At 40.3% G+C, this 23966-nt stretch carries 20 protein-coding genes; 8 read left to right on the forward strand and 12 right to left on the reverse strand.

What is annotated here, in order from left to right:
- Positions 1-44: 44 nt before the first annotated feature.
- From B0B05_RS01385 to gpmI, 10 genes are all read right to left on the reverse strand, one after another.
- A complete protein-coding gene (locus tag B0B05_RS01385; RefSeq protein ID WP_076781716.1) occupies positions 45-752 on the reverse strand; it encodes a class I SAM-dependent methyltransferase in 708 nt (235 codons plus the stop codon).
- Between the two features lie 246 nt (positions 753-998).
- A complete protein-coding gene (locus B0B05_RS01390) occupies positions 999-2399 on the reverse strand; it encodes a TolC family protein (RefSeq protein WP_076781717.1) in 1401 nt (466 codons plus the stop codon).
- Between the two features lie 21 nt (positions 2400-2420).
- Positions 2421-5567, reverse strand: coding sequence for an efflux RND transporter permease subunit (locus B0B05_RS01395; protein ID WP_076781718.1), 3147 nt, complete (start codon positions 5565-5567; stop codon positions 2421-2423).
- A 97-nt stretch (positions 5568-5664) separates the two neighbouring features.
- A complete protein-coding gene (locus B0B05_RS01400) occupies positions 5665-6840 on the reverse strand; it encodes an efflux RND transporter periplasmic adaptor subunit (RefSeq protein ID WP_245799151.1) in 1176 nt (391 codons plus the stop codon).
- Between the two features lie 169 nt (positions 6841-7009).
- Complete coding sequence (locus B0B05_RS01405) at positions 7010-7780, reverse strand: class I SAM-dependent methyltransferase (protein WP_076781720.1); 771 nt, start codon at positions 7778-7780, stop codon at positions 7010-7012.
- 24 nt (positions 7781-7804) lie between these two features.
- Positions 7805-8614, reverse strand: a complete 810-nt coding sequence (map, locus tag B0B05_RS01410) for a type I methionyl aminopeptidase (protein ID WP_076781721.1) — start codon at positions 8612-8614, stop codon at positions 7805-7807.
- A 50-nt stretch (positions 8615-8664) separates the two neighbouring features.
- Positions 8665-9015: a four helix bundle protein gene (locus tag B0B05_RS01415; RefSeq protein ID WP_076781722.1), complete on the reverse strand. Its 351-nt coding sequence runs from the start codon at positions 9013-9015 to the stop codon at positions 8665-8667.
- Positions 9016-9053: 38 nt separating this feature from the next.
- Positions 9054-9485 (reverse strand): BT0820 family HAD-type phosphatase, encoded by a 432-nt coding sequence (locus tag B0B05_RS01420; RefSeq protein WP_076781768.1) that lies wholly within the window; start codon positions 9483-9485, stop codon positions 9054-9056.
- A gap of 119 nt (positions 9486-9604) precedes the next feature.
- Positions 9605-10582, reverse strand: coding sequence for an acyl-ACP desaturase (locus B0B05_RS01425; protein ID WP_076781723.1), 978 nt, complete (start codon positions 10580-10582; stop codon positions 9605-9607).
- A gap of 129 nt (positions 10583-10711) precedes the next feature.
- The gene (gpmI, locus tag B0B05_RS01430) at positions 10712-12238 is read right to left on the reverse strand and encodes a 2,3-bisphosphoglycerate-independent phosphoglycerate mutase (protein WP_076781724.1); all 1527 of its coding nucleotides are present in this window, start codon (positions 12236-12238) and stop codon (positions 10712-10714) included.
- A gap of 172 nt (positions 12239-12410) precedes the next feature.
- Between gpmI and B0B05_RS01435 the strand changes: the two genes are divergently transcribed.
- From B0B05_RS01435 to B0B05_RS01455, 5 genes are all read left to right on the forward strand, one after another.
- On the forward strand, positions 12411-12734 hold the full coding sequence (locus B0B05_RS01435) for a translation initiation factor (protein WP_076781725.1): 324 nt from the start codon (positions 12411-12413) through the stop codon (positions 12732-12734).
- Positions 12735-12961: 227 nt separating this feature from the next.
- Entirely contained in the window at positions 12962-14137 is a 1176-nt protein-coding gene (locus B0B05_RS01440; protein ID WP_084173845.1) for a BaiN/RdsA family NAD(P)/FAD-dependent oxidoreductase, read from the forward strand.
- A 260-nt stretch (positions 14138-14397) separates the two neighbouring features.
- Positions 14398-15252 carry a nucleoside phosphorylase gene (locus B0B05_RS01445; RefSeq protein WP_076781726.1) on the forward strand — a complete coding sequence of 285 codons (855 nt, stop codon included), beginning with the start codon at positions 14398-14400 and terminating at the stop codon, positions 15250-15252.
- Between the two features lie 169 nt (positions 15253-15421).
- Complete coding sequence (locus B0B05_RS01450) at positions 15422-15760, forward strand: hypothetical protein (RefSeq protein ID WP_076781727.1); 339 nt, start codon at positions 15422-15424, stop codon at positions 15758-15760.
- Positions 15761-15921: 161 nt separating this feature from the next.
- Positions 15922-17106: a sigma-54-dependent transcriptional regulator gene (locus B0B05_RS01455; RefSeq protein ID WP_076781728.1), complete on the forward strand. Its 1185-nt coding sequence runs from the start codon at positions 15922-15924 to the stop codon at positions 17104-17106.
- 78 nt (positions 17107-17184) lie between these two features.
- Here the strand turns inward: B0B05_RS01455 and B0B05_RS01460 are convergent, their stop codons facing one another.
- Positions 17185-17883: a DUF1826 domain-containing protein gene (locus B0B05_RS01460; protein ID WP_076781729.1), complete on the reverse strand. Its 699-nt coding sequence runs from the start codon at positions 17881-17883 to the stop codon at positions 17185-17187.
- 190 nt (positions 17884-18073) lie between these two features.
- Between B0B05_RS01460 and B0B05_RS01465 the strand changes: the two genes are divergently transcribed.
- The 3 genes from B0B05_RS01465 to argS all read left to right on the forward strand — a co-directional run bounded on the left by B0B05_RS01465 (position 18074) and on the right by argS (position 21514).
- Entirely contained in the window at positions 18074-19438 is a 1365-nt protein-coding gene (locus tag B0B05_RS01465; protein ID WP_076781730.1) for an MATE family efflux transporter, read from the forward strand.
- Positions 19439-19500: 62 nt separating this feature from the next.
- On the forward strand, positions 19501-19728 hold the full coding sequence (locus B0B05_RS01470; RefSeq protein WP_159435810.1) for a hypothetical protein: 228 nt from the start codon (positions 19501-19503) through the stop codon (positions 19726-19728).
- Positions 19729-19750: 22 nt separating this feature from the next.
- Positions 19751-21514: an arginine--tRNA ligase gene (argS, locus tag B0B05_RS01475; protein ID WP_076781732.1), complete on the forward strand. Its 1764-nt coding sequence runs from the start codon at positions 19751-19753 to the stop codon at positions 21512-21514.
- A gap of 52 nt (positions 21515-21566) precedes the next feature.
- On the opposite strand, the gene recQ is transcribed toward argS, so the two are convergent.
- Positions 21567-23777 (reverse strand): DNA helicase RecQ, encoded by a 2211-nt coding sequence (gene recQ / locus B0B05_RS01480; RefSeq protein WP_076781733.1) that lies wholly within the window; start codon positions 23775-23777, stop codon positions 21567-21569.
- Positions 23778-23966 lie beyond the last annotated feature (189 nt).

Here is a 23966-nt window from a genome sequence, read left to right on the forward strand (position 1 = left end):
TGTATCAATGGAGCCAAGAGACAATATGATTTACATATGTTGTTTTACCCTCTTTTTGTCAGTTTTGCCAGGTAAGAATCCTCATCCTGCAAAACTTTTTCTATATTAAAGTTATTATGTTCTGCGGCATTTTTAAGTGTGTTATAATCTAAATAAAGCCACTTTATGGGGTCTTCTGACTCACCTTTGTAATGGACAATGTAATCAAGTTCGCCATAGTAGCCGTCTGCCGGGATATAGACACCGCCGTCTTCATCGGCATCAAACATATAGAGAATATCGGTACTGTCTATCAGGATTTGCCCGTTTTTATTGAGTAAACCGTATAGTTTCTGAAGATAAATATCAATCACATTCAGGCTTTGAAAAATCCCGGTACCATTCATCAACAGGAGAATCGTGTCATAGGTCCCACCGGAAAAATGCAACAAATCCTGAGAAATGGCTTTTCTGATGCCTCTCTCTTTACAGATTTCTATCGATTTTGGAGAAATATCCAGTGCGGTAACATCCAGTTTTTTCTCATCCTGAAGATAGAGTGCGTGAGAACCGGCGCCGGCGCCAACATCCAAAACTTTACCGGAAGCCAATTGCAGCGCTTTTTGCTCGACCATGTTCATTGACGTAAAATCGCGGAAGAGGTAATTGACAGGTAATTCATCCAGCTCGGATATGGATGTTTCGGTCTGCAGGTCTTCGGGATTATGTTGGTGGTAAAAATCCCAAATCGCCTGCCCCATTAGATCTTTCATAATTAATCTGTGATTGTCGGTTTCTAATATTTTACAAAGATAAATACAATTTGCTGTAAAGTTTTAACGAAGGACAAAGCCCATAGCCCCGATGGAAGCGGCATCCTTTTGTTTTGAGCGAGGTGGCGGAGCGAAGCGGAGCCAACCGAGCGAAAAAACAAAAGATACAGCGGACAGCGGGAATCAGCTCCGGAAAAACTTAACTAGATGTCAGGAAATCATTACTGAAATCAACTGCTTCCCTGCCTAAAACTGGCCGCCGCCCAAGGCTCTGTAAAACTCGGTAACAGCCTTCAACTGCTGTAATTTATCATTTACAGCGGCTAATTTTGCGGCTAACAGGGATTGCTCAGAGGTTAAAACATTCACATAATTGGTACTGGAAGAATAGGTTAGCAATTCTTTGTTAAACTCCACTGCCTTTTCCAAAGACTGAATCTGCAATTGCCTTGTAGTCTCTTTTTCCCTGGCTTTCTGATAAGAAAGTAATGCATTGGAAACCTCGGAACCGGCTGTAAGCAGGGTTTTCTCAAATGTATAGTAAGCCTGCATCTTCCTGGCCTCCATAATTTTGACCTGAGCTTTTCTGTTGCCCATCTGGAAGATATTCTGTGTAAGTGTGCCGCCTGCAGTGTAAAAAAGCGAATTGGTAAAAAAGTTTTCCAAAGTTCTGGATGACAAGCCTAATGTCCCGGTAATACTGAATGTGGGATAAACCTGAGCCATCGCCATATTTTTGTTTTCGAATGCCTGGCGGAAAGATAATTCTGCTGCCTGAACGTCCGGACGGTTTTTGAGCAATGATGCGGGAATGCCTGTTTTAAGATCGGTATATATTACCTGTGAATCGAAAGAGTTTCTGTCTACAGGTTGTGGATTGTCATTCATCAGGATGCTCAAAGCATTTTCGGTTTGCTGGATCTGCAACTCAAGGTCCGGAACAGATAGCTGCGCCGAGTAGAGGTTAGCTTTGCTCTGTTCTACGTCAGCTCCTGTGAGATAGGCTGCGGTCATCAGAGCCTGCACTGTTTCTACATCTTGTTTTCTCAGTTCTATCGTTTGATTTGTAATTTCCAGCTGTTTATCTAGGGAGACCAACTGATAGTAAAGACCGGCCGCCTGCGCTACAAGCTGCGTCTGCACCGCCCTTTTAGCAGCATCGGTTTGTAGAAAACCCGCATAAGCGGATCTCTTTAGCGATGCAATCCTGCCCCAGATATCAACTTCCCAACCTGTACTGATCCCCAACTGATAATTCATAAGATCGGGCATTACGAACGTACTGGCTTGGGCAGCGCTACTATTTTTAGTTTCCTTAATACCGGCTACAGCGTCCAGGCTTGGGAGATTCTGCAGTTTTGACTGTCTGAAAACAGCATCCGCTTCCTGGATTTTTGCAATGGCCACTTTGAGATCTGCATTGTTAGCGATGGTCTTCCTGATGATATTTTGCAGTTTGTCATCGGTAAAGATCTGGCTCCATGAGACATTGGCGACAGAAAGGCTGTCTGTATTGGTTTTTTCCCGGAAGAGATTATCCCGGTTCTGCTCTATTTTGGGACTTTGGTAAGTGTCGGTTACTTTGCATGAATGGAAAAAACCAGCAACACCTGCCATTAGGATTAAATTTGATATTCTAATTTTCATCTGATTACAACTTGTTTTTGGTTATTCGCTTAATTCGCCTTCATATTTCTGTAGATCTTTTTTCCCACTGACTCTTTCCTGTAAGTACATAAATATTGCAAATAGAATTGGTATAAAAAACACCCCGAAAACTGTCCCGAACAACATGCCGCCAATCGCACCAATCCCAATAGACTGGTTACCCACAGCTCCGGCTCCTGTAGAAATCGCTAACGGAATCAAACCGAATATAAATGCAAATGAGGTCATCAGAATTGGCCGAATCCTTTGCCTGGCACCACTAATGGCCGCATGGGCAATGGTGTAACCTTTTTTCCTGGCATCCAGGGCAAACTCTACAATAAGAATCGCATTTTTGGCTAATAACCCAATCAACATAATCAGGGAAATCTGAGTATAGATATTATTAGAACCGCCAATCCAGCTGCTAAACATCATAACACCGGCTAAACCAACCGGTAACGAAAGCATTACCGCAAATGGCAAAAGATAACTCTCATACTGTGCTGCCAAAAGAAAATACACAAATACACAACATAAGATGAATATATAAACTGTCTGACTACCTGCCGTAACTTCTTCCCTCGTTAAGCCCGAAAATTCATAGCCATAACCCTGAGGCAATGTCTCCTGAGCTACACGCTCTACCGTATTGATGGCATCTCCGGAAGAAAAACCCGGGTTGGGTGTGCCATTAAGAGAAATGGCAGTAAACAAATTAAAACGGCCAACGGCCTGAGGGCCATAAACTTTTTTAGCGGTGATAAAACGGCTTAGCGGTGCCATATCTCCTTGTGAATTACGAACCTGAATCATATTTAAACTTTCCAGGTTTTCTCTGTCCTGATAAGGTGCCTGATAGATGACACGGTACTGTTTACCAAACAAATTAATATTAGATGAATAAACACCACCATAATAGCCCTGCATAGTACTGAGTATATCAGAAACCGAGAATCCAGCAGATTTTGCTGTCGCCACATCTATGTCAATCATATACTGCGGGTAATTTGGGTTGAAGGACGTAAATGCTCTTTGGATCTCTGGCTGCTGATTCATTTTATCAATAAAATCATTGGTCACCTTGGTAAGATCAGCAATATTGCCACCTTTCTGATCCTGGATCTGCATTTCAAAACCGGCTGCATTACCAAAACCCTGCAAGGTCGGGCGACCAAAAAATGTCATCTTAGCATCCTTGATACCGGCTGTTTCTTTATACATTCTTGCAACAAAGGATTGCAGGTCAGAACCTTTTGCTGTTCTGTCTTTCCAGTCTTTCAGTTTTACAATCAACATCCCGTTATTGGAACCAGTCCCACTGATCATCCCTCTTCCCGAAACCTTGAAGATATGGAGAACTTCGGGTTGTTTTTTGACAATATTTTCAACTTTAGCCATCACTTCTTTGGTTCGGTTTTCATTAGAACCAATCGGCAACGAAATATCCATAAAAACACCTCCCATATCTTCACTTGGTACAAATGACTTAGGCGTGGTATTCATCAGCCAGACAAAAATACCGGCAAAAACAGCCAGACCTGCAAATGCGATCCACTTTCTCTTGAGTAAAAATAATATCCCGCGTGAGTATCTTGCTACAAAAACATCAAAAACAGTATTGAAATTATCAAAAAAACGCTGTATAAAATTCTTCTTCTTATCCTCATGAGAATGCGGTTTAAGGAAAATGGCACACAATGCCGGGCTTAATGTCAATGCATTGACCGCAGATAATATAATGGAAATAGCCAGCGTCAAACCAAACTGTTTGTAAAAAACACCTGCAGAACCAGAGATAAAACTTACTGGTATAAACACAGCAGCCATCACAAGCGTGATACTGATAATGGCACCACTAATCTCATCCATTGCACTTACAGATGCTCTTAACGGTGATTTCTCACCTTGTTCCAGCTTACTGTGGACCGCCTCTACCACAACAATGGCGTCATCTACCACAATACCCACTGCCAAAATCAATGCAAAAAGTGTAAGCAAGTTAATCGTAAAGCCAAAAATATCCAGGAAAAAGAAAGTCCCTACAATTGCTACCGGAACCGAGATTGCCGGTATCAGCGTAGAGCGCCAGTCCTGAAGGAATATAAACACTACGATAAATACAAGTATAAAAGCTTCAAATAATGTATGGACCACTTTATCAATTGATGCATCCAGAAAGTCGTTGGCGTTTACCAGCGCCTCATACTTGATTCCTTTGGGGAAAGAAGCCTGTGCTTTATCCAGAACAGCGATAGACTGATTGATCACATCCTGAGCATTGGAGCCTGCTGTCTGTGCAACAGCCATCCCAATAGACGGATAGCCGTCTGTGGCACTACTTCCTGTGTAATCCTGTGCACCCAATTCTATTTTGGCGACATCTTTTAGCTTAAGGATCTGCCCATTTTCTGTGGCTTTAATAACAATATTATCAAATTCCGGAATCTGAGTGAGCCTTCCTTTATATTTCAAAGTATAACGGAAACTCTGGTCGCTCTCATCGCCTAAACTTCCGGGCGCAGCTTCTATATTCTGCTCCGCCAAAACGCTGTTGATATCCGAAGGTACGAGCCCGTAAGATGCCATCTTATTAGGATCAAGCCAAATCCGCATAGAATAATCCTTGGTACCAAAAACCGTTACATCACCTACACCTGTTACCCTTTTGATCTGAGGTACGATATTAATATTGGTATAGTTTTGCAGAAAGGTCATGTCATAAGCAGGATTCTCACTATACAGTGAGAAAATCAGCACGTTGGAACTCTGTCTTTTGGTCGTTGTAACCCCGGCTTTAGTAACTTCTGCCGGTAACAGAGGCGTTGCTCTGGAAACCCTGTTCTGTACATTTACCGCAGCGATATCGGGATTGACACCTTGCTTGAAATAAACGGTTACCGAACCTGTCCCGTCATTGGTTGCAGTGGATCTCATGTAGGTCATCCCTTCCACACCATTGATCTGCTCTTCCAAAGGAACTATAACACTTTTTAGGATTACATCAGCATTGGCACCCTGATAACTTGCACTTACAACAACTGTTGGCGGTGCAATTTCCGGATATTGTGAGATTGGCAGGGTCAAAATTCCTAAAACACCAAGAATAACAATGATGATAGAAATAACCGTGGACAATACGGGACGTTCTATAAATTTTTTAAACATATTTTTTAGACTAAAAGAAAAAAGATGAAGGATAAAGGCTTTTAAAATTAAAAGCTGTCAACACTCACTTTTGACAATAATAAAATATTTTAGAAGACTATTTTTTGTTGAGTACGCTCTGCAAACTGGTCTCTTTTGGCACGACCTGCGTATCATCCTTGAGAAGGCCAATACCTTCCACAACAATTTTATCCCCTTTTTTAAGGCCAGAAGTCACAGCATAGGTAACACCGTCCGGCAAATCTTCAACCTTGATTTCGGTGGATTTTACCTTGTTATTGCTACCAATCAGGTAAACAAATACTTTACCCTGAAGTTCATACGTAGCAGCCTGAGGAATAATAATCACATCCTCCATATTGTTGGGCAACTGGACTGTTGCACTATATCCGCTTCTTAGTAAACCATTAGGGTTTGCAAAAGTGGCCCTCATAGAAAAAGATCCGGTGTTGGGATCTACGAGTCCGCTGATAGATTCTATTTTGCCTTTTTCGTCATACTTACTACCATCAGATAAAATCAAATCCACAAGCGGCGAATTTTTTATCTTATCCTGAATAGTTGCGCCTGGAGAATGTTTGAAAAACTCCAGCTGCTGCTTCTCATTAATTGAAAAATAAGCATAAATCCTCGAAATATTAGAAACAGTAGTAAGAGCCTGCGCAGTCGCACTGCTGATGTAACTGCCGGCTTTATAAGGCAAGGTTCCCACCACGCCATTCACAGGGCTGTATAACCTGGTGTAACCCTGATTAACCTGCGCATTGCTCAACTGAGCCTGAGTCTCTGCCAAAGCTGCTTTGGCTGACTTGAGCGCCAATTCTGCAGCCTGAAGTTCATAGGCAGATATGATTTTTTTATCTACAAGCGGTTTGGTTTTTGTAACCTGCATCTGTGCGGTGGCCACTTGTGCCCTTGCACTGTTTACCGTAGCTTGCGCTGCTAATACCGATTGCTCGTACTGGGGGTTTCTTATAAGAAATAACAATTGCCCTTTCTTCACCTGGCTGCCTTCGTCCACGTAGATTTTTTCTACAAAACCATCAATCTTAGGACGGATTTCCACATTTTCCACACCCTCCAGCCTTGCGGGATATTGTGTGAGATTTTCAGCCGGACCGCTGTTGGCCACAATATACTGATAAGGTTGTGGAGGCAATTCTTTATTGTCATCTTTTTTTTCTGACTTGGAGCATGATGTCAAAAGACCTAAAACAACAAAAAAACTAAGCGCGATATTCCTCATAGATAATAATTTAAGATGCGTTTTCAAACAAACGTTCAAATTTATTGATTAATTATAAAACGTATGTTATGTAATTAATAATAAAATCTATCAAAGATAATCAACAAAAACTATTATTGCTGACCATCAAACTGTTGAGGAATAATTTTATTGAATATTTAACACAATTCAATCAAACAATTGTTTGACCGATGTGTCAAACTGGCTTAGAAACAACCGGAAGAATCTCGTTTCTGTTAAGGCCAAATTTTTTGGTATCAGATTCTGAGAATTTTTGAGAATAAAAATTAATTTCGGCCTGGAAACCGACACTTCGTAGCCGGTCAAAATAATCCATGCCATACCAGCGGACATGGTCGTACTGCCCAAAATGTTTTTGACGCTCTTTGGGATCGGTAATTGTAAAATCTTCGTAAGTTTTCTCCAGTGAATTTTTCATTGGAACCTGAAGGATTCCCCAGCCGCCGGGTTTCATCACGCGGTAAAGTTCAGACATTGCTTTTTTGTCATCTACAATATGCTCCAGAACATGATTACATATGATAACATCAAAACTGTTATCAGCAAAAGGCAGATCAAGAATATCGGCTTTTACATCAACAATGGGAGAAAAAAGATCCGCAGAAGTGTAATCCAGATTATCCATTTTTTTGAAACGGCGCAAAAACTCCTGCTCCGGCGCAATGTGAAGGACTTTTAGTTTTTCGGTGAAAAATTGGGTTTCGTTTTGCAGGTAAAGCCACATCTGGCGGTGTCTCTCCAGAGATAAAGTCCCCGGAGACAGCGCATTAGCCCTCTGCTTACCGTAACCATAGGGCAAAAACCTGCGGTACGATCTGCCATCAATGGGATCATAAAAATTATTCCCTTTAAAAATCTGATAAATAACAGGCCTTGCAAGGATGCTAAGCTGGATCAGCGCAGGCCTTGGGATACTGTTTAAGAGAAATTTGGCGAGTTTTTTCAAGGTTTTACCGATGGATTAATCCGATTAAAAATCGATCTGAAAAGCTTTTTCTTCATCAGACTGGATTCCTAACGCATCATAAATGTATTGATAGGTTGACAGCAAAACGGGTTTTCCGCCAATAATACAGACATCATGCTCAAAATGTGCCGATGGTTTGTTATCTGCAGTAGTCACCGTCCAGCCGTCTTTGTGGAACTTCACTTTTTCGGTTCCCAAATTAATCATTGGTTCTATGGCGAGCGCGATACCGTCTTTCAAAACCTTGCCGCTACCGCTTCTGCCATAATTAGGAACTTGCGGATCCTCATGCATAACGCGGCCAACACCATGGCCAACTAATTCGCGGACAACACCGTAACCTACCTTCTCGCAGTAGCTTTGGATAGCATAAGAAATATCACCTACACGCTTGCCACGCACACACTGTTCGATGCCTTTGTATAAAGATTCCTTGGTAACTTTCAATAGCTTTTTGACTTCCGGAGACACCTCACCTACCTCAAACGTGTAAGCATGATCACCCACAAAACCGTTCCAGTCTACACCGCAATCCACGGATAAAATGGTACCATCCTCCACAGGAGCAGAATTTGGGATGCCATGAACAACCTGCTCATTGGGTGAGATGCAAAGCGATGCCGGAAAACCGCCATAGCCTAGAAATGCAGGCTCTGCCCCATGATCTTTTATAAAATCGTGGGCTAATTTGTCCAAATGAAGCGTTGTAACGCCAGGTTTTATCTCTTTGGCCAGCATTCCTAAAGTTTGGGAAACCAGTCTTGCACTTTGCTTCATCAACCGAAGCTCTTCTATTGTTTTAAGTTGAATCATATCTGTAGTGAGAAATCAAGATAAAAGTAAAAAGAAACAATTTTTCACCTTTAATCCAATTTCGTTTTATTTAATATTGCTCCTAAAATATTTTTAATTTCAAAACTTTCTTTCAGAAGTTTCGTTAAATGTTCCTCATCCGAAACTTCCAATTCCTTGATAATTCTAAGCCAATAGTTTGTTTCTCTGGCTTCTCGTAAGGAAATTCTGATTTTATTCCGAAAATCAGCTTTAGAAGAACCTGCCTGAGATTCTTCATAATTAGCTCCAATTGAAGTAGAAGATTTTGATAATTGAACTTTTATGACATTCAATTCATAAGAACTGGGCAAAGTTTTCAAAAATTTCAGACAATTGACACCGAATATGAATGTTCTATAAAGCAAATCATTTTCCTTCATACTTGAATCTTTTGCCTTTATTCTTGTTTATTTTTAAATTACCAAAAAAGACCTTTTTTCTTTTCTTTTTTCATTTTGGAGTAGGCATGAACTTCGCCACCTGCAACCTGAAACTCAATCCTTTCGTTAATAATCTGGTAGATCTCTCCCCATCCCGGGAAACCACCCAAATTCCTGTCATCAATAAAAAGATCTGCATCTATTTTTCGGGATTGGGTTTCTGAGTCAAAAACTTCGCCCTCAAAACTTGAATTAACAGCGTAGAACTCCAGCCCGTTTTTTCTGCAGAATTCTATAGCATCTTCCAGAGATTTGCCATGGCGATACGTCCATAAGATAAGTCTGTAACCTTCGCCCTGAAGTTTTTTGAGTGTTTCGAATGCAAATGTTTTTGCTTTGCCAATGCCCGGGTAGGCATCCTCTACTACAGTGCCATCAAAATCGATTGCCAGCTTTTTGTTGCTTTTTATCATTGCTGTGTTATCTCATAAATAAAGATGCAAATATACAAATTATATCATTTCTTAATCCAAGAAATCATTGAGTATGTATGATATAAAAAATACGCCTGAGGCGCAATTTATTAATTTTAGCTTTTAACCCATTTGAAACTGTATGGCAAATGCGGTGTGGCAATCCGGTCTGATATTTTCTGAAGCCTGTCGGGCAACTTCATAACATAATCCCTTGCTCTCTCTGCTTTATCATTCAGGTTTTTGAGGCTGTCAATTTTCCATTCATCAATCAAGTCTTTAAAAATATCGATGTAATCCTGTGCGGTGTACACCATCGCCCTTTGAGCTGCATCAGAAAAATGCTCCCAAAGTTCGCCAGCTTTTTGTCCTGACTCTCTTAATAAATGCGCCGGCATCACAATTTTCCTGCGCATCATATCTTCAAACGCGAGCATCATTCCGCTGGCATCCATGTCAAAAATCCGTGAAGCAAAATCTTTATATGCCTTAGCATGTCGGGCCTCGTCGGCAGCAATGACACCACACATCTGCGCCAGCTTTTTGTTGCCGGACTGCTTGGCCAAAGTGCCCACTCTCCTGTGCGAAATATTGGTTGCGGTTTCCTGAAAACTGGTGTAGACAAAATTCTTGTACGGGTCTGAGCTCGTTCCGATATCGAATCCGTCATTGATGAGATGATGCGTAGTGATCTCCATCTCACGCATATTGACACGGCCACAGAGATAGAGATATTTGCCAAGAAGATCACCATGCCTGTTTTCTTCGGCAGTCCATGCTCTTATCCATTGGGTCCAGCCAACGTTTTCCTGCTGGTTGACACCATCCAGATCCATCAGCCAGGATTCGTAAGTTGGGAGTGCCTCTTCTGTGATGCAGTCGCCAATCAAAGTTACAAAAAGATCATAAGGCATCTCTCTTGCAAAGGTTTGCAGTTCCTCTATCTCATATCTAAAATTGTCACTGGAACTATCTGGCAAAAAATCTGAAGGTTGCCAAATTTTCTCTATCGGGGTAAGGTAGGAACTGATGAACTCAGGCATATTCCCCTCCAGAGTTTTCATTACTTCCAATTGCAATTGTTTATCGTGCATCTATAATTATTTGAATTAGCAAAGCTAAACATAAAATATTAATCATTGCATAATTTTATGATCTTTAACTTTTCTGCATTATAAAAAGAGCCGGTTAAAAAACCGGCTCAATGATTTTAATTTATATTTCTAACTGACAAGGATATTGCCTGTCATTTCTTTGGGTATGTCAACGCCCATTACTTTGAGAATCGTTGGCGCCACATCTCCTAATTTACCAGGTTTTAGGTTCCAGGTATGATCTTTATCCATTACTATAAAAGGAACCAGATTGGTAGAGTGTTGCGTATTAGGTGTACCGTCAGGGTTAATCATTACGTCAGAATTACCATGATCTGCCAGGATAAATACAGCATAACCATGCTCGTAAGCTGTGGTAGCTACTTTCTGTATACAGGCGTCAACTGTTTCAGCTGCTTTTACGGCGGCAGAAAAAACACCCGTGTGCCCTACCATATCTGTATTGGCAAAATTAAGGCAAACAAAATCTGCAGATTCATTTTCCAGCACCGGTACAATGGCATTGGTGATATCATAAGCCGACATTTCCGGTTTCAGGTCATAAGTGGCCACATCTTTGGGACTTGGGCAAAGCAAACGCTTCTCCTGAACAAATTCTGCCTCTCTGCCTCCGGAGAAAAAGAAGGTAACATGGGGATATTTTTCGGTTTCAGCAATTCTGATTTGTGATTTACCTGCAGCTTCCAAAACTTCGCCCATTGTATTTTGAAGTACATTTTCATCAAAAACAACACGTACATTCTGGAAGGTTTTATCGTAATTGGTTAAGGTTACATAGTACAGATCCAGTTTTTTCATCCCATACTCAGGGAAATCCTGCTGAGACAAGACCTCTGTAATCTCACGGCCTCTGTCTGTACGGAAGTTGAAGCAAATCACAACATCATGATCCTCGATCATGGCCACAGGAAAGTGGTTGTTGGCACAAACAATTGGTTGGATAAACTCATCGGTAATACCCTCGTCATAAGAATCCTGAATCGCCTGCAAAGGATCTTTGGTCTCTTTACCTACGCCATTTACCAAAAGGTCGTACGCTAATTTCACACGCTCCCAGCGCTTATCTCTGTCCATGGCGTAATATCTACCAATGACGGATGCCAGTTTTCCTGTAGTCGCATCCATATGGTTAATAAGATCTTGTATAAAGCCTTTCCCTGAATGCGGGTCACAGTCGCGCCCATCGGTAAAAGCATGCACAAAAACATTCTCTGTAAACCCATATTCATACGCAGCTGTCAACAAGCCTTTTAGGTGGTTGATATGCGAATGCACACCACCATTGGAAACCAATCCAATAAAATGAACTTTTTTATTATTAGCTTTGGCATATTCAAAAGCTTGCTGGATCACAGGTTCTTTACCCAGGCTGCCATTTTCTACGGCCATATTCAGTTTGACCAGGTTTTGGTAGACAACACGCCCGGCACCAAGATTCATATGCCCCACTTCGGAGTTTCCCATTTGGCCTGCAGGCAATCCTACAGCCAGTCCGCTGGCCTCCAGCGTGGTATTGGGAAACGTTTTGAGCGCATAATCTATAAATGGTGTATTGGCCTGAGCAAGGGCTGACACATTAGGATTTGGTCCTAGTCCCCAGCCGTCTAATATGGCAAGAATTGCTTTTTTTGACATTTTGATTTTAATTTTGTTATTACAAATTTACTGTAATTTTCCTAAAGAACAGAAAATCGTAAGCCAGTAATAACATTAATATTATTTGATTCTAAGGCATGATTGATTATCATCAAACTATTGTCTATTTAATAAATATGATTAACTTTAGATTCTTTTTTAAAACATAAAAATGGACTTGAGAGACCAACTGAAAAACCTTTTCCCGGAGCATGAAGAACAGGATTTTGAACTGCCAAAAGAAGTTTTTAAGCAAAAAGAACCTTTGGTTTGTAAATTTGAGAAAAAAGGCCGGAACGGAAAACCTGTCACCCTGATAGAAGGCTGGGAAGGCGATGATGAAGGCCTGAAAGAAATCTCAAAAAAAATAAAAACCAAACTGGGTATTGGCGGTTCTGAGAAAGACGGCATCATCATCATACAGGGCGATAACCGAGACAAAATTATGGCCATCCTAAAAGATATGGGCTACAAAACAAAACGTGTAGGAGGTTGAGAATAATTATGAATGGTTAATTCTAAATGATCCATGATTTTATCTTTGTCCTTTAGACACAAAAAACTAGTCAATAACAATAAAATTTAAGGCACTGGAAAAATCGTTGATTTTTGCTGACGCCAAACTTGGTGCACAAAAAAAGCAATCCTTTTTATTGATAATCTTTTGCGCCGTTGTGTAGTTTCTCAAATCCCTAAATTCCTCAGAAAACAAACTCCCCATTTTTGAAACAAATCCCAGATAATCAAATCATCATTATTGGCGCTGGCCCCGCAGGTCTGATGGCAGCGCAAACGCTTGCCGAAAAAGGCTGTAAAGTCCAGATTTTTGAACAGAATAAAGCTGCGGCCAGAAAGTTTTTGGTTGCAGGACATGGCGGCTTCAACCTGACACACAGTGAAGAGTTAGAAACATTCATCCAAAAATATGACGCGCCCGAAATCCAAAATATCGTTAAAAGTTTTGATAACAAAAGCGTTGTAAACTGGCTTTCTGATCTGAGTATAACAACTTACACCGGAAGCTCTGGCAAGATATTCCCCACAAAAAATTTTAAACCGATTCAGGTTTTGAAAGCTTGGCTGGATAGGCTGGAACAACTTGGCGTTACGATTCATTATGAACATACTTTTATAGACTTTACAGACGATGAGGTAACTTTGAGAAACAGAGAAAAAGAAATCACAGTCCAATACAGCAAACTGATTCTGGCAATGGGTGGCGGCTCATGGAAAAAAACAGGTTCTGATGCAAAATGGGTTAATATTTTAAGGTCAAAAAACATAACAATTACACCTTTAGCATCTGCCAATTCCGGTTACAATACAGACTCCAGATTTCATCAGCTACAGGGGCAATACCTCAAGAATATCAAAATCTCTTTTGATGGCAATGATAAAATTGGCGAAGTTGTTTTCACAAAATATGGCATAGAAGGAAGCCCAGTTTATTACCTAAACCGCTTCACAAGACCACATCATTTTCCGTTGACTTTAGAAATCGATCTAAAACCCCGTCTTACAGAAGCTGAGATTTCAGAACAATTGAGCAAAACTGATAAAATAAGCCCCATCCTGAAGAGGCAACTGAAACTGTCCACAACAGCAATTAATCTTCTGAAAACGCTAGACAAAGAAAATTACACCAACAAAGAAAAACTCTCCGTAATGATCAAAAGATTCCCTATAGAGGTTTTAAGTCTCCGCCCTATTGATGAAGTCATTTCCACTGCCGGTGGCGTCGCTTTCTCCGCTTTGAACAGCAAGCTGGAACTCAAAGATTATCCCAATGTTTTTTGTGCCGGAGAAATGATAGATTGGGAAGCTCCAACCGGTGGTTACCTTTTGCAGGCCTGTTTCAGTACAGGATTTTGGGTGGCTAACGAAATTGTAAATTCTTGAATTGAACCATAAAAGTCAAAAAGATAATACACCAATAAAGATGCTCAAAACAGAACAAAATAAACAGCTATCAAACTAATTCCTATTTTGCTCTTCGCTGGAAAAAATTAAATAATAAAAGCCTTTGTGACTCTTGTAGTTTTAATTACAATAAAAAAAGCTTTTATGACTTTTGTGCTTGCAAATAAAGAATTTTGTTAACTTTAAAACCTTTTTCAACATCTAGATAATTCAATCTTTTAATAAAATAAATTATAAATATGATCAACAAATTAGCAGCTTCCGAACTGGTTCTTAACGATGACGGAAGTGTTTACCACCTCAATCTTCTGCCCGAAGATCTTGCGGGAAAAGTGATTTTGGTAGGCGATCCGGACAGGGTTCCCAAAGTGTCAAAATTATTTGATAAAATTGAAGTAAAAAAGAATAAAAGAGAATTTTACACCCATACGGGCACGCTGCGTGGCGAGAGGATTACCGTGATGTCTACAGGTATCGGGACAGAAAATATCGATATAGTAATGAATGAGCTGGATGCTCTGGTGAATATTGACCTAAAAGAAAAAGAATTCAAAAAAGAGCATCAGTCGCTGGAGCTTTTCCGCCTGGGAACCTGTGGCAGCGTGAACCCTGATATTGAAGTCGACAATATGCTGGTCACCGAAAATGTGGTAGGTCTCGACGGGCTTTTGCACTTCTATCAGGATTATCAATTTGAGAATGAATTCAGCAAGAATTTTCTGGAAAAATTCCCTTATGAGAACATCAAACCTATGCTCTATTTCTCGGATTGGGCCAAAGATATCTCAGGCTATTATGCGGATGCAAAATACAAAGGAAACACAGCAACATTTCCAGGATTCTATGCTCCACAAGGTCGCCAGCTAAGATTAAAAGCGCTGGATGACCAGTTCCTGGAAACCCTTAATGACCTGGGCGTATCCAATTTTGAAATGGAGACCTCCGCGATCTATGGCTTATCAAAACTATTGGGGCACAAAGCCTTAACGGTGAATTGTGTGATTGCCAACAGACGACGTGGCGAGTTTGCCAGCGATCATCACGCTTCAGAAAAAATGATGATAGAATGGGTATTGGACCGTATCATTAAATAATTCTATCAATCATACAACAATATTAAAGGCAGTATTTTCTAAGGAATTGCTGCTTTTTGTTTTATTTATAATTTAATTAACATTCCTTAAGATTTAACGGCATCTTAATTGGATAAACTGTAGCATCAATTCAAATCAAATTTTTTAATAATCAAAAAAACAAAGTATTATGAGCACACAAGAAGAACAATACAATGATGCAGAAAGAGCTGTAAACAGAACTGAGAATTCATTAGAAAACGCTGCTGACCATGCAAAAAATAAAGTAAGCGAATATGCCGACAAAGCCCGTTCTTATATAGAAGAACAGAAAAGCAAAAATGAGACACCAACCAAGGAAGGCTTCTTTGAGAATCTAAAATCTAATGTCGCTGATGCATGGGAAGATACCAAGGATTTTGCTGACAAAGCGTGGGAAGCTACAAAAGATACCGCTTCCGATGCCTGGGAAAAAACCAAAGATGCAGCTGAAGACGTAAAAGCAGAAGTAAGAAAAGCAACCAATTAGTTTTTAAGTTAGTAATAGTTTTTCAGAAAGGAGAAGACGGTTTCCCGCTCTTCTCCTTTTATGTTGTTAACTAGCACTTAATACCAATTTTCACCCACATTATTTTTTATACAAACATTAATTGTTTAGTTTTACAAAGTTAAATTCATATCTTTGCATCTATGCAGAAAATCTTAATAGTAGAAGACGAAAAAGCGATATCTGGCGTTTTGCACAGTATCCTGTCTGATGAATTACCAGAATACGAATTCGAGATTGCAGAAGACGGTCTTGAAGGCTTCAAATTTATTGAAAAGGAAGATTTTGCACTGGTGATTTCTGACATCAAAATGCCAAAAATATCCGGTACAGAGTTGCTTAAGCAGAGCCTGCAACTGAAACCGGAAAGCACATTCGTCATGATATCCGGCCATGCCGATATTGAGACTGCCGTAAGCTGCCTAAAAGAAGGCGCGTACGATTTTATCTCAAAACCGATTGATATCAACAGGCTGATGACCAGTGTAAAAAATGCTTTGCACAAAGGTGATCTTCAAAAAGATAACAAATACCTGAAGCAAGAGAATACGCAGCTTAAGAAAAAAGTCAATAAAAAATACCAAATGATTGGCGAATCTGCGGCGCTCAAAAAAATCCAGGATATTATAGATAAAGTAGCTCCGTCTGATGCAAGAGTCCTGATAACCGGGCCTAACGGATCGGGGAAAGAATTGGTTGCACACGCCATCCACTCGCAAAGCGAAAGAAGCCGTGGGCCTATGGTGGAGGTTAACTGTGCCGCAATACCGTCTGAGCTGATAGAAAGTGAACTCTTTGGGCATGTAAAAGGCTCTTTTACCGGTGCTATCAAGGATAAGTCAGGTAAATTTGAACAGGCCACCGGCGGGACTATATTTCTAGATGAGATTGGCGATATGAGCCTTGTTGCCCAGGCCAAGGTTTTGCGTGCCCTGCAGGAAAGCAAAGTATCTCCGGTAGGTAGTGATAAAGAGATTAAAGTTGATGTACGTGTAATAGCTGCAACCAACAAAGATCTTGCAAAGGAAATTGCTGCAGGAAAATTTAGAGAAGATTTATTTCACAGGCTGTCTGTAATCGAAATTAACGTCCCTTCTCTTAATGACAGGAAAGAAGATATCCCATTGCTGGTCCAATATTTTACCCAGCTGATTGCCAATGATAATGGCACATCTCCTAAAAAATTTGATGATCAGTCTCTCAAAGCATTACAACAATATGACTGGACGGGTAATATCAGAGAACTGAGAAACGTTGTAGAACGTCTTATTATTTTAGGCGCTGATCCTGTGACCGCTGATGATGTTACCAACTTTGTAAAAAAGTAATTCCACCAAATTAATTTATAAAATAGAAAAACCAAAGCTATGGCTTTGGTTTTTTTTTGCTGAATTCCCAGGAAAATCTTAACAGATGAGAAGCAAACGTAATTGCCCGTCTTTTTCCTCAGGCGCTCTGTGGACACAAGGTAAAACTTCCTGACCAGGATGATCTACAGCCAATCTCCAAAGATTGCCATTCCCAAGGTTTGTGGGTTGGGCTCCTGGCAAAGCCTGATAATGAAGATCAAAATAATTATCGGCCAAAAATTCCTCAAAGTCTTTACTCGAATCATCATATAATTGCATCAGTTTTTCCCGAATCTCCGGGATATCCATTTTTCTTATGCATTCCTGATTGGGCACTATATCACTCGCAGCGCCATAATAGGTGCACAAAAAGGTATCTGTGGCTACAGGCGATCGGTCTACATGATAAGAATAGACGTCTGTAGAAATATAATCTAAACTATCATCTCGGTCATAGCATCTGATAAGATTAAGCGATGGTGAGCCACCATAATCTGTTAATAACAACAAATCATTCATAATAATTCCCCTGGCTTCTTCACCTGCCGGTAGCAACTGAAGCGAATTAAGATCATCAATAGAAATTTCAGTAATGTTACTGCTTAATGTTAACTTATCTACAATCTCCTGAAAATCAGCCACCAAGTTTCTTTGCCAGCAAACGGCATTATTATCATTGTGAAACCTGTGCCCAATCAAGTCCTGAAAGTTGGAAACTATAGCAACCTGATTGCTCTCCTTAATTTTGTTCATGATCTTAAAAACTCTCTAAAATTAATAAAAATATCAGCAAAAATTTCATTAAAACTCCTTTTATCTCACACCCGACAGATTAGCCAATGTTTCAAGAAGCAATGTCGGTCTGAAAGGTTTTGCGTACTTTTGCATATTCTGGCAAACAGCTACGGTTATTGAGGTGTTTGCTTAAAAATTAAAGATTACAATAATGAAATTTCTTGATAAAACATACACCCAACAGACGCTTAAGTTAGCTCTGCCGGTAATGCTGACACAGGTTGGACAGGTCTCTGTAAACCTGTTTGACAACATTATTGTGGGGAAACTTTTGGGGGCTCAGGCGCTGGCATCGGTATCGTTGGGTAATGCGTTGTTTTTTTCAATTTTCGTATTGGCGTTGGGATTCTCGTTTGCGATTCCGCCATTGGTATCAGAGGCTAATTCTCAACAGAAACACGATGTTATTAATTCGGTTTTCAGGCACGGTTTTATCATCAACTTAGGAATCGGAACCTTACTCATGGTCATCCTGCTATGTGCCCTTCCGCTCATTTATCATATGGATCAGCCAAAAGAGATCATCCCGAATACAATCAGTTTCCTGAGTATCATGGCCTTTACAATGATCCCATTTATGATTTTCCAGACGATGAGGGAAGTATCAGAGGGACTATCGTTTACAATTGGGGTAACCAAAGCTACGATTATCGCCAACGTCATCAACATCATCCTGAATTATGTTTTTATCAAAGGGCTTTTTGGACTGCCGGCGATGGGCGTTCAGGGTTCTGCACTGGCTACCCTGTTGGCAAGAATCTTCATGGTCGTTTTCCTGTATTATGTATTGGTAAAAGAGCCTAAAACCAGAAAGTATGTTAAGGCATTTTCCCTTAAAATAGCATCTTTCAGCAGAGAGATGTTTAAGAAAATGATAAAACTGGGTTTGCCAACAGCGTTGCAGATGTTTTTTGAAGTAACAGCCTTTGCCGCAGCGGCCTTCATTTGCGGGTTGATCAGTTCCACTGATATTGCATCGCATCAGATTGCACTTTCTATGGCATCATTCACTTTTAACCTTTGTATCGGTTTCAGTGTAGCATCAACCGTGATGATTGGCAACCGAATGGGCGTCGGCGATTATAAAGGGCTTAGAAAAATCGGGATCAATAATTTTAAATTAACGTTGATCTATATGGGATTCTGCGGACTGATGTTTATCCTTTTCCGAAATATACTGCCGCATTTTTTTACCAAAGAAAGTGATGTTTTAGTAATCAACCTGGCTTCAAAATTAATGATTGTGGCCGCATTTTTTCAGCTTTCTGATGGGATTCAGGTGACAGCGCTGGGATGCCTGAGAGGGATCCAAGATGTAAAAATACCGAGTATCATTACCTTTGTAGCCTATTGGGTTTTCACAATTCCGGTTGGTTTTTTCCTGTGTGTCACGTTGAAAATGGGAGCGTTCGGGATGTGGATTGCGCTGGGAATCGGCTTGACCATTTCCGCCATTTTTTTGGTAATCAGGTTCCTGAGACTGAGCAAAAGGAGAGCTTTGGCTTTAACTAATTAATTTATTACAAAAGCGCTTTTTATTCATTAATGAAATATTAAGTCGCCTAGTTGAAGCTAAAAATGCCTTCAGTGGCATTGTGCAAAACATTGAGTAAAGCTGTCACACTGACCGGAGCCGAAGCGCTCCTATCAACATCTGTTTTGAACAGTGAATTGCACGCAGCCCGACTTGAGCGGTTATCCTTTTTGCGAGAGGCCATGCCGAGCAAAAAGATAATAGCGGAAGGCGGAATAGCTGCCCTAATAATTATTATTAATTGGCGCGAAAAACCTATTTTAAATTTTTAAATTTGCAACACAAAAATTTGACATGAATATCAAACAGCATATACAATCCAAACTAACAGAGATTATTGCCAAACTGTATGGCATAGATAATGTGAACCTGGATGTCCAAAAAAATAAAACCGAGTTTGATGGTGATTTTACCATTGTTATATTCCCGTTGGTAAAACTGGCTAAAAAAAGCCCGGATATCATTGGAAATGAACTTGGAAATGAGGTTAAAGCGCAAATTGATTTTATAGAAAACGTAAGTGTTGTAAAGGGTTTCCTTAATCTTAAAATCAAAGACCAAGTTTTTGCGGATCAATTATCAGAAATTCAACAGGATTTTGACTCGGTTACGCCAAAAAATCAGACTGTAATGGTGGAATATTCTTCTCCCAATACCAACAAACCGCTCCACCTTGGCCACATCCGTAACAATCTGCTCGGCTATTCTGTTGCAGAAATCCTAAAGGCGGACGGCTATAATGTTATCAAAACCCAAATCATCAATGACCGCGGTATCCATATCTGCAAATCTATGCTGGCATGGGAAAAATTTGGGAATGGTGAAACGCCGGACTCCACAGGCCTGAAAGGCGATAAACTGGTTGGGAATTATTATGTAGAATTTGATAAACTCTATAAATCCGAAATCAAAGCGCAGGTTGCTGACGGCGTAGAGGAAGAAACAGCAAAAAAACAGGCACCATCGATTTTAGAAGCGCAAGAAATGCTCCTGAAGTGGGAACAGAACGATCCACAGGTTCGCCAACTTTGGGAAATGATGAATGCCTGGGTCTATGCAGGGTTTAACCAGACTTATGCAAGATTAGGCGTTAATTTTGATCAGGTTCAGTACGAGAGCAATACTTATATTCTTGGGAAAGATCTGATCCACAAAGGTTTGTCAGACGGCGTTCTTTATAAAAAAGAAGATGGTTCTGTATGGTGTGACCTGACAGACGAAGGCCTTGATCAAAAACTTCTGCTGCGATCCGACGGAACTTCGGTTTACATGACCCAGGATTTGGGAACGGCCGTAGAGCGTTTTAAAAACAACGATATCCAAAAGTTGATTTATACTGTTGGTAATGAGCAGGATTACCACTTTCAGGTTCTGTTTAAAATCCTGAAAAAATTAGGATACCAATGGGCAGACCAGCTGTACCACCTGTCTTACGGAATGGTAGAGTTACCGGAAGGTAAAATGAAATCCCGCGAAGGGACTGTGGTAGATGCCGATGATCTAATCCAGGAAATGTACCAGACCGCAAAAGAAAAATCTCAGGAGTTGGGGAAATTGGAAACACTTTCTGAAGAAGACAAAGAAAAATCCTATGAAACGGTTGGCCTTGGTGCGTTGAAATATTTTATCCTGAAGGTAGATCCCAAAAAGAAAATGATGTTTAATCCGGCAGAAAGTATTGATTTCAATGGTAATACAGGGCCGTTTATACAATACACTTATGCAAGGATCCAGTCTCTTTTGGCTAAGGCTGATTATTCCGCAAAAGGAGATACTGCTAATTACCTCCCCAATGAAAGTGAGAAAGACCTGATTATGCTTTTAGCTGAATTACGGGATGTGATAAGCAAAGCAGCCGAATCCCTCAGCCCGGCGCTGGTAGCAAATTATGTGTATGAACTGGTAAAAACTTACAACTCTTTTTATCAAAACAACCCTATCCTTAATCAGGAAAATGAAGCGGCAAAACAGTTCCGGCTTCAGTTATCGGATATTACCGGCAGAACTATCAAAAAATGCCTGTCCCTTTTAGGAATCAACGTGGTGAACAGAATGTAATCTCAAAATACAATACAAAAAAAATGTCGGAAACAAGTTTCCGACTTTTTTTTTAGTTAGCTACATCGCTAATAAACTTTATCCTGAGAATCCGTACCTCATCATCGGTAAGATCGTCTCCATACTCAGCAAGCAAAGTTTTCATACTGTCACTTTCTGAGTTTTTCATAAAATCCATAAAATCGTCTACCACATCTTCATCAAAGTTTTCATCAATATAATAATCAATATTGAGCTTGGTACCCTGGTAAACGATACTTTCCAATTCAGAAAGCAAATCACTCATAGATAGATGTTTGGCCTTGGCAATATCCTCGAGATCAATTTTCTTATCGGTATTTTGTATAATAAATACTTTGTGGCTGGATTTGTTGGCCACCTGCTTCATCACGAGATCCTGAGTTCTCTCGATACCATTGTCTTCTACATACTTTTTAATAAAATCGGCGAAATCTTTTCCGTATTTTCGGGCTTTACCCTCACCTACACCATAGATTTTAGCAACCTCTTCTACAGTTACAGGATATTGCACCGTCATATCCTCAAGGCTCGGATCCATAAAGACAGTGTATGGCGGTATACCGTGTTTCTTGGCAATTGTTTTCCGTAGTTCTTTGAGCTGCCCAAATAAAACCTGATCCAGACCGCCACCAGCCTGAATCTGAATCTGATCGCTGTCCGATTTCTGCTTGATTTGTGAAAGATCATACTCACGGTCTTCTGCGATGAGAAAAGCATCTTTGTATTGCCCTGCTATCAGTTGGTTTCCTTTTTCAGAAATCTTTAAAACCCCATACGTTTCTATATCTTTTTTCAAAAAATCCTGTACGGTAGCCTGTCTTATAATAGATTTCCAATAGTTATCGGTTTTTGATTTACCAAAACCAAAAAAAGGTGTCTGCTCCAGTTTATATGATTTGGTAACTGCCGACTCTTTCCCTACAATAATGGATATCAGGTCTTTGGTACGAAATTTCTCACCCAGTGATTTAATCATCTCGAGGACTTTTTTCAGGTCATCACCAGCATCTACCAGTTTAGGCGGATTTTGAGAATTATCACACATTTTGGCACCGTCACCATTAACAGGATCAAATTTCTCCCCAAAATAATAGAGCAAATACTGCCGGCGGCTCATAGAGGTCTCCGCATAGCCAACCACTTCGTTCAGCAACTGAAGGCCTATTTCACGTTCCGAGACTGGTTTCTGAGCCAAAAATTTCTCCAGTTTTTCTATATCCTTGGGATCATAAAAAGCCAGGCAATACCCTTCTCCTCCATCTCTTCCGGCGCGGCCGGTTTCCTGATAATAACTTTCCAGGGACTTTGGGATATCATAATGGATCACAAATCTTACGTCAGGCTTGTCAATCCCCATCCCAAAAGCTATGGTTGCAACAATGACATCCACTTCTTCCATCAGGAACTTATCCTGATTAGCGACTCTGGTTTTCTGGTCAAGGCCAGCATGATAAGGCAATGCATTGATACCATTAACCTGCAACAGCTGAGCAAATTCTTCTACTTTTCTGCGGCTGAGGCAATACACGATACCGGATTTACCTTTATGCTGGTTGATAAATTTAACAATCTCTTTATCCACATTCACTTTTGGACGGATCTCATAAAAAAGATTGGCACGGTTAAAACTTTCCTTATAAACCACAGCATTATTCATCCCCAAAGTTTTTTGGATGTCATCCTGCACTTTAGGCGTGGCTGTCGCTGTAAGCGCAATGACAGGAACATCGGCAATCCTGTCGATAATCCCTTTCAGGTTCCTGTATTCCGGGCGAAAATCATGTCCCCATTCCGAAATACAGTGCGCCTCATCTATAGCCACAAAAGAAATTTTCACAGCGCGGAGAAACTCCAGGTATTCTTCTTTTATAAGCGATTCCGGAGCGACATACAGCAACTTTGTTTTGCCGTTGGTAATATCATCCATTACCTGTTTTGTCTGGGATTTGTTGAGAGAAGAATTAAGCACGTGAGCCACACCCTCGTCTGATGACAAACCATTGACGGCGTCTACCTGATTTTTCATCAGCGCAATTAGCGGTGAAACAACAATCGCGGTACCTTCGGAGATCAGGGCAGGCAGCTGGTAACATAATGATTTGCCACCTCCTGTCGGCATCAGTACAAATACATCCTTACCGCTAAGCAGGTCTGTAATAATCTGTTCCTGTTGGCCTTTGAATTTTGAAAATCCAAAATATTTTTTGAGTTCTGCAGATAAGTTGATGTCTTTTATGTCCATCCTTAAATATAGTTTGCTAAATTTGCATTGTATTAATGGTGATAAATAACGCCAATAATCCCGGACTGACGGGATAAAAAAATGAAGCTGAAAAACTTCATTTGTTATGGGTTAATTATTACCGTGAAGGTACAAAATAAATATTATTAAAAAAAATAATTAAAACGCTTCACATATTTTGGATCCAAA

It is taken from the genome of Epilithonimonas bovis DSM 19482 (assembly GCF_900108115.1).
Lineage (GTDB): Bacteria > Bacteroidota > Bacteroidia > Flavobacteriales > Weeksellaceae > Epilithonimonas > Epilithonimonas bovis.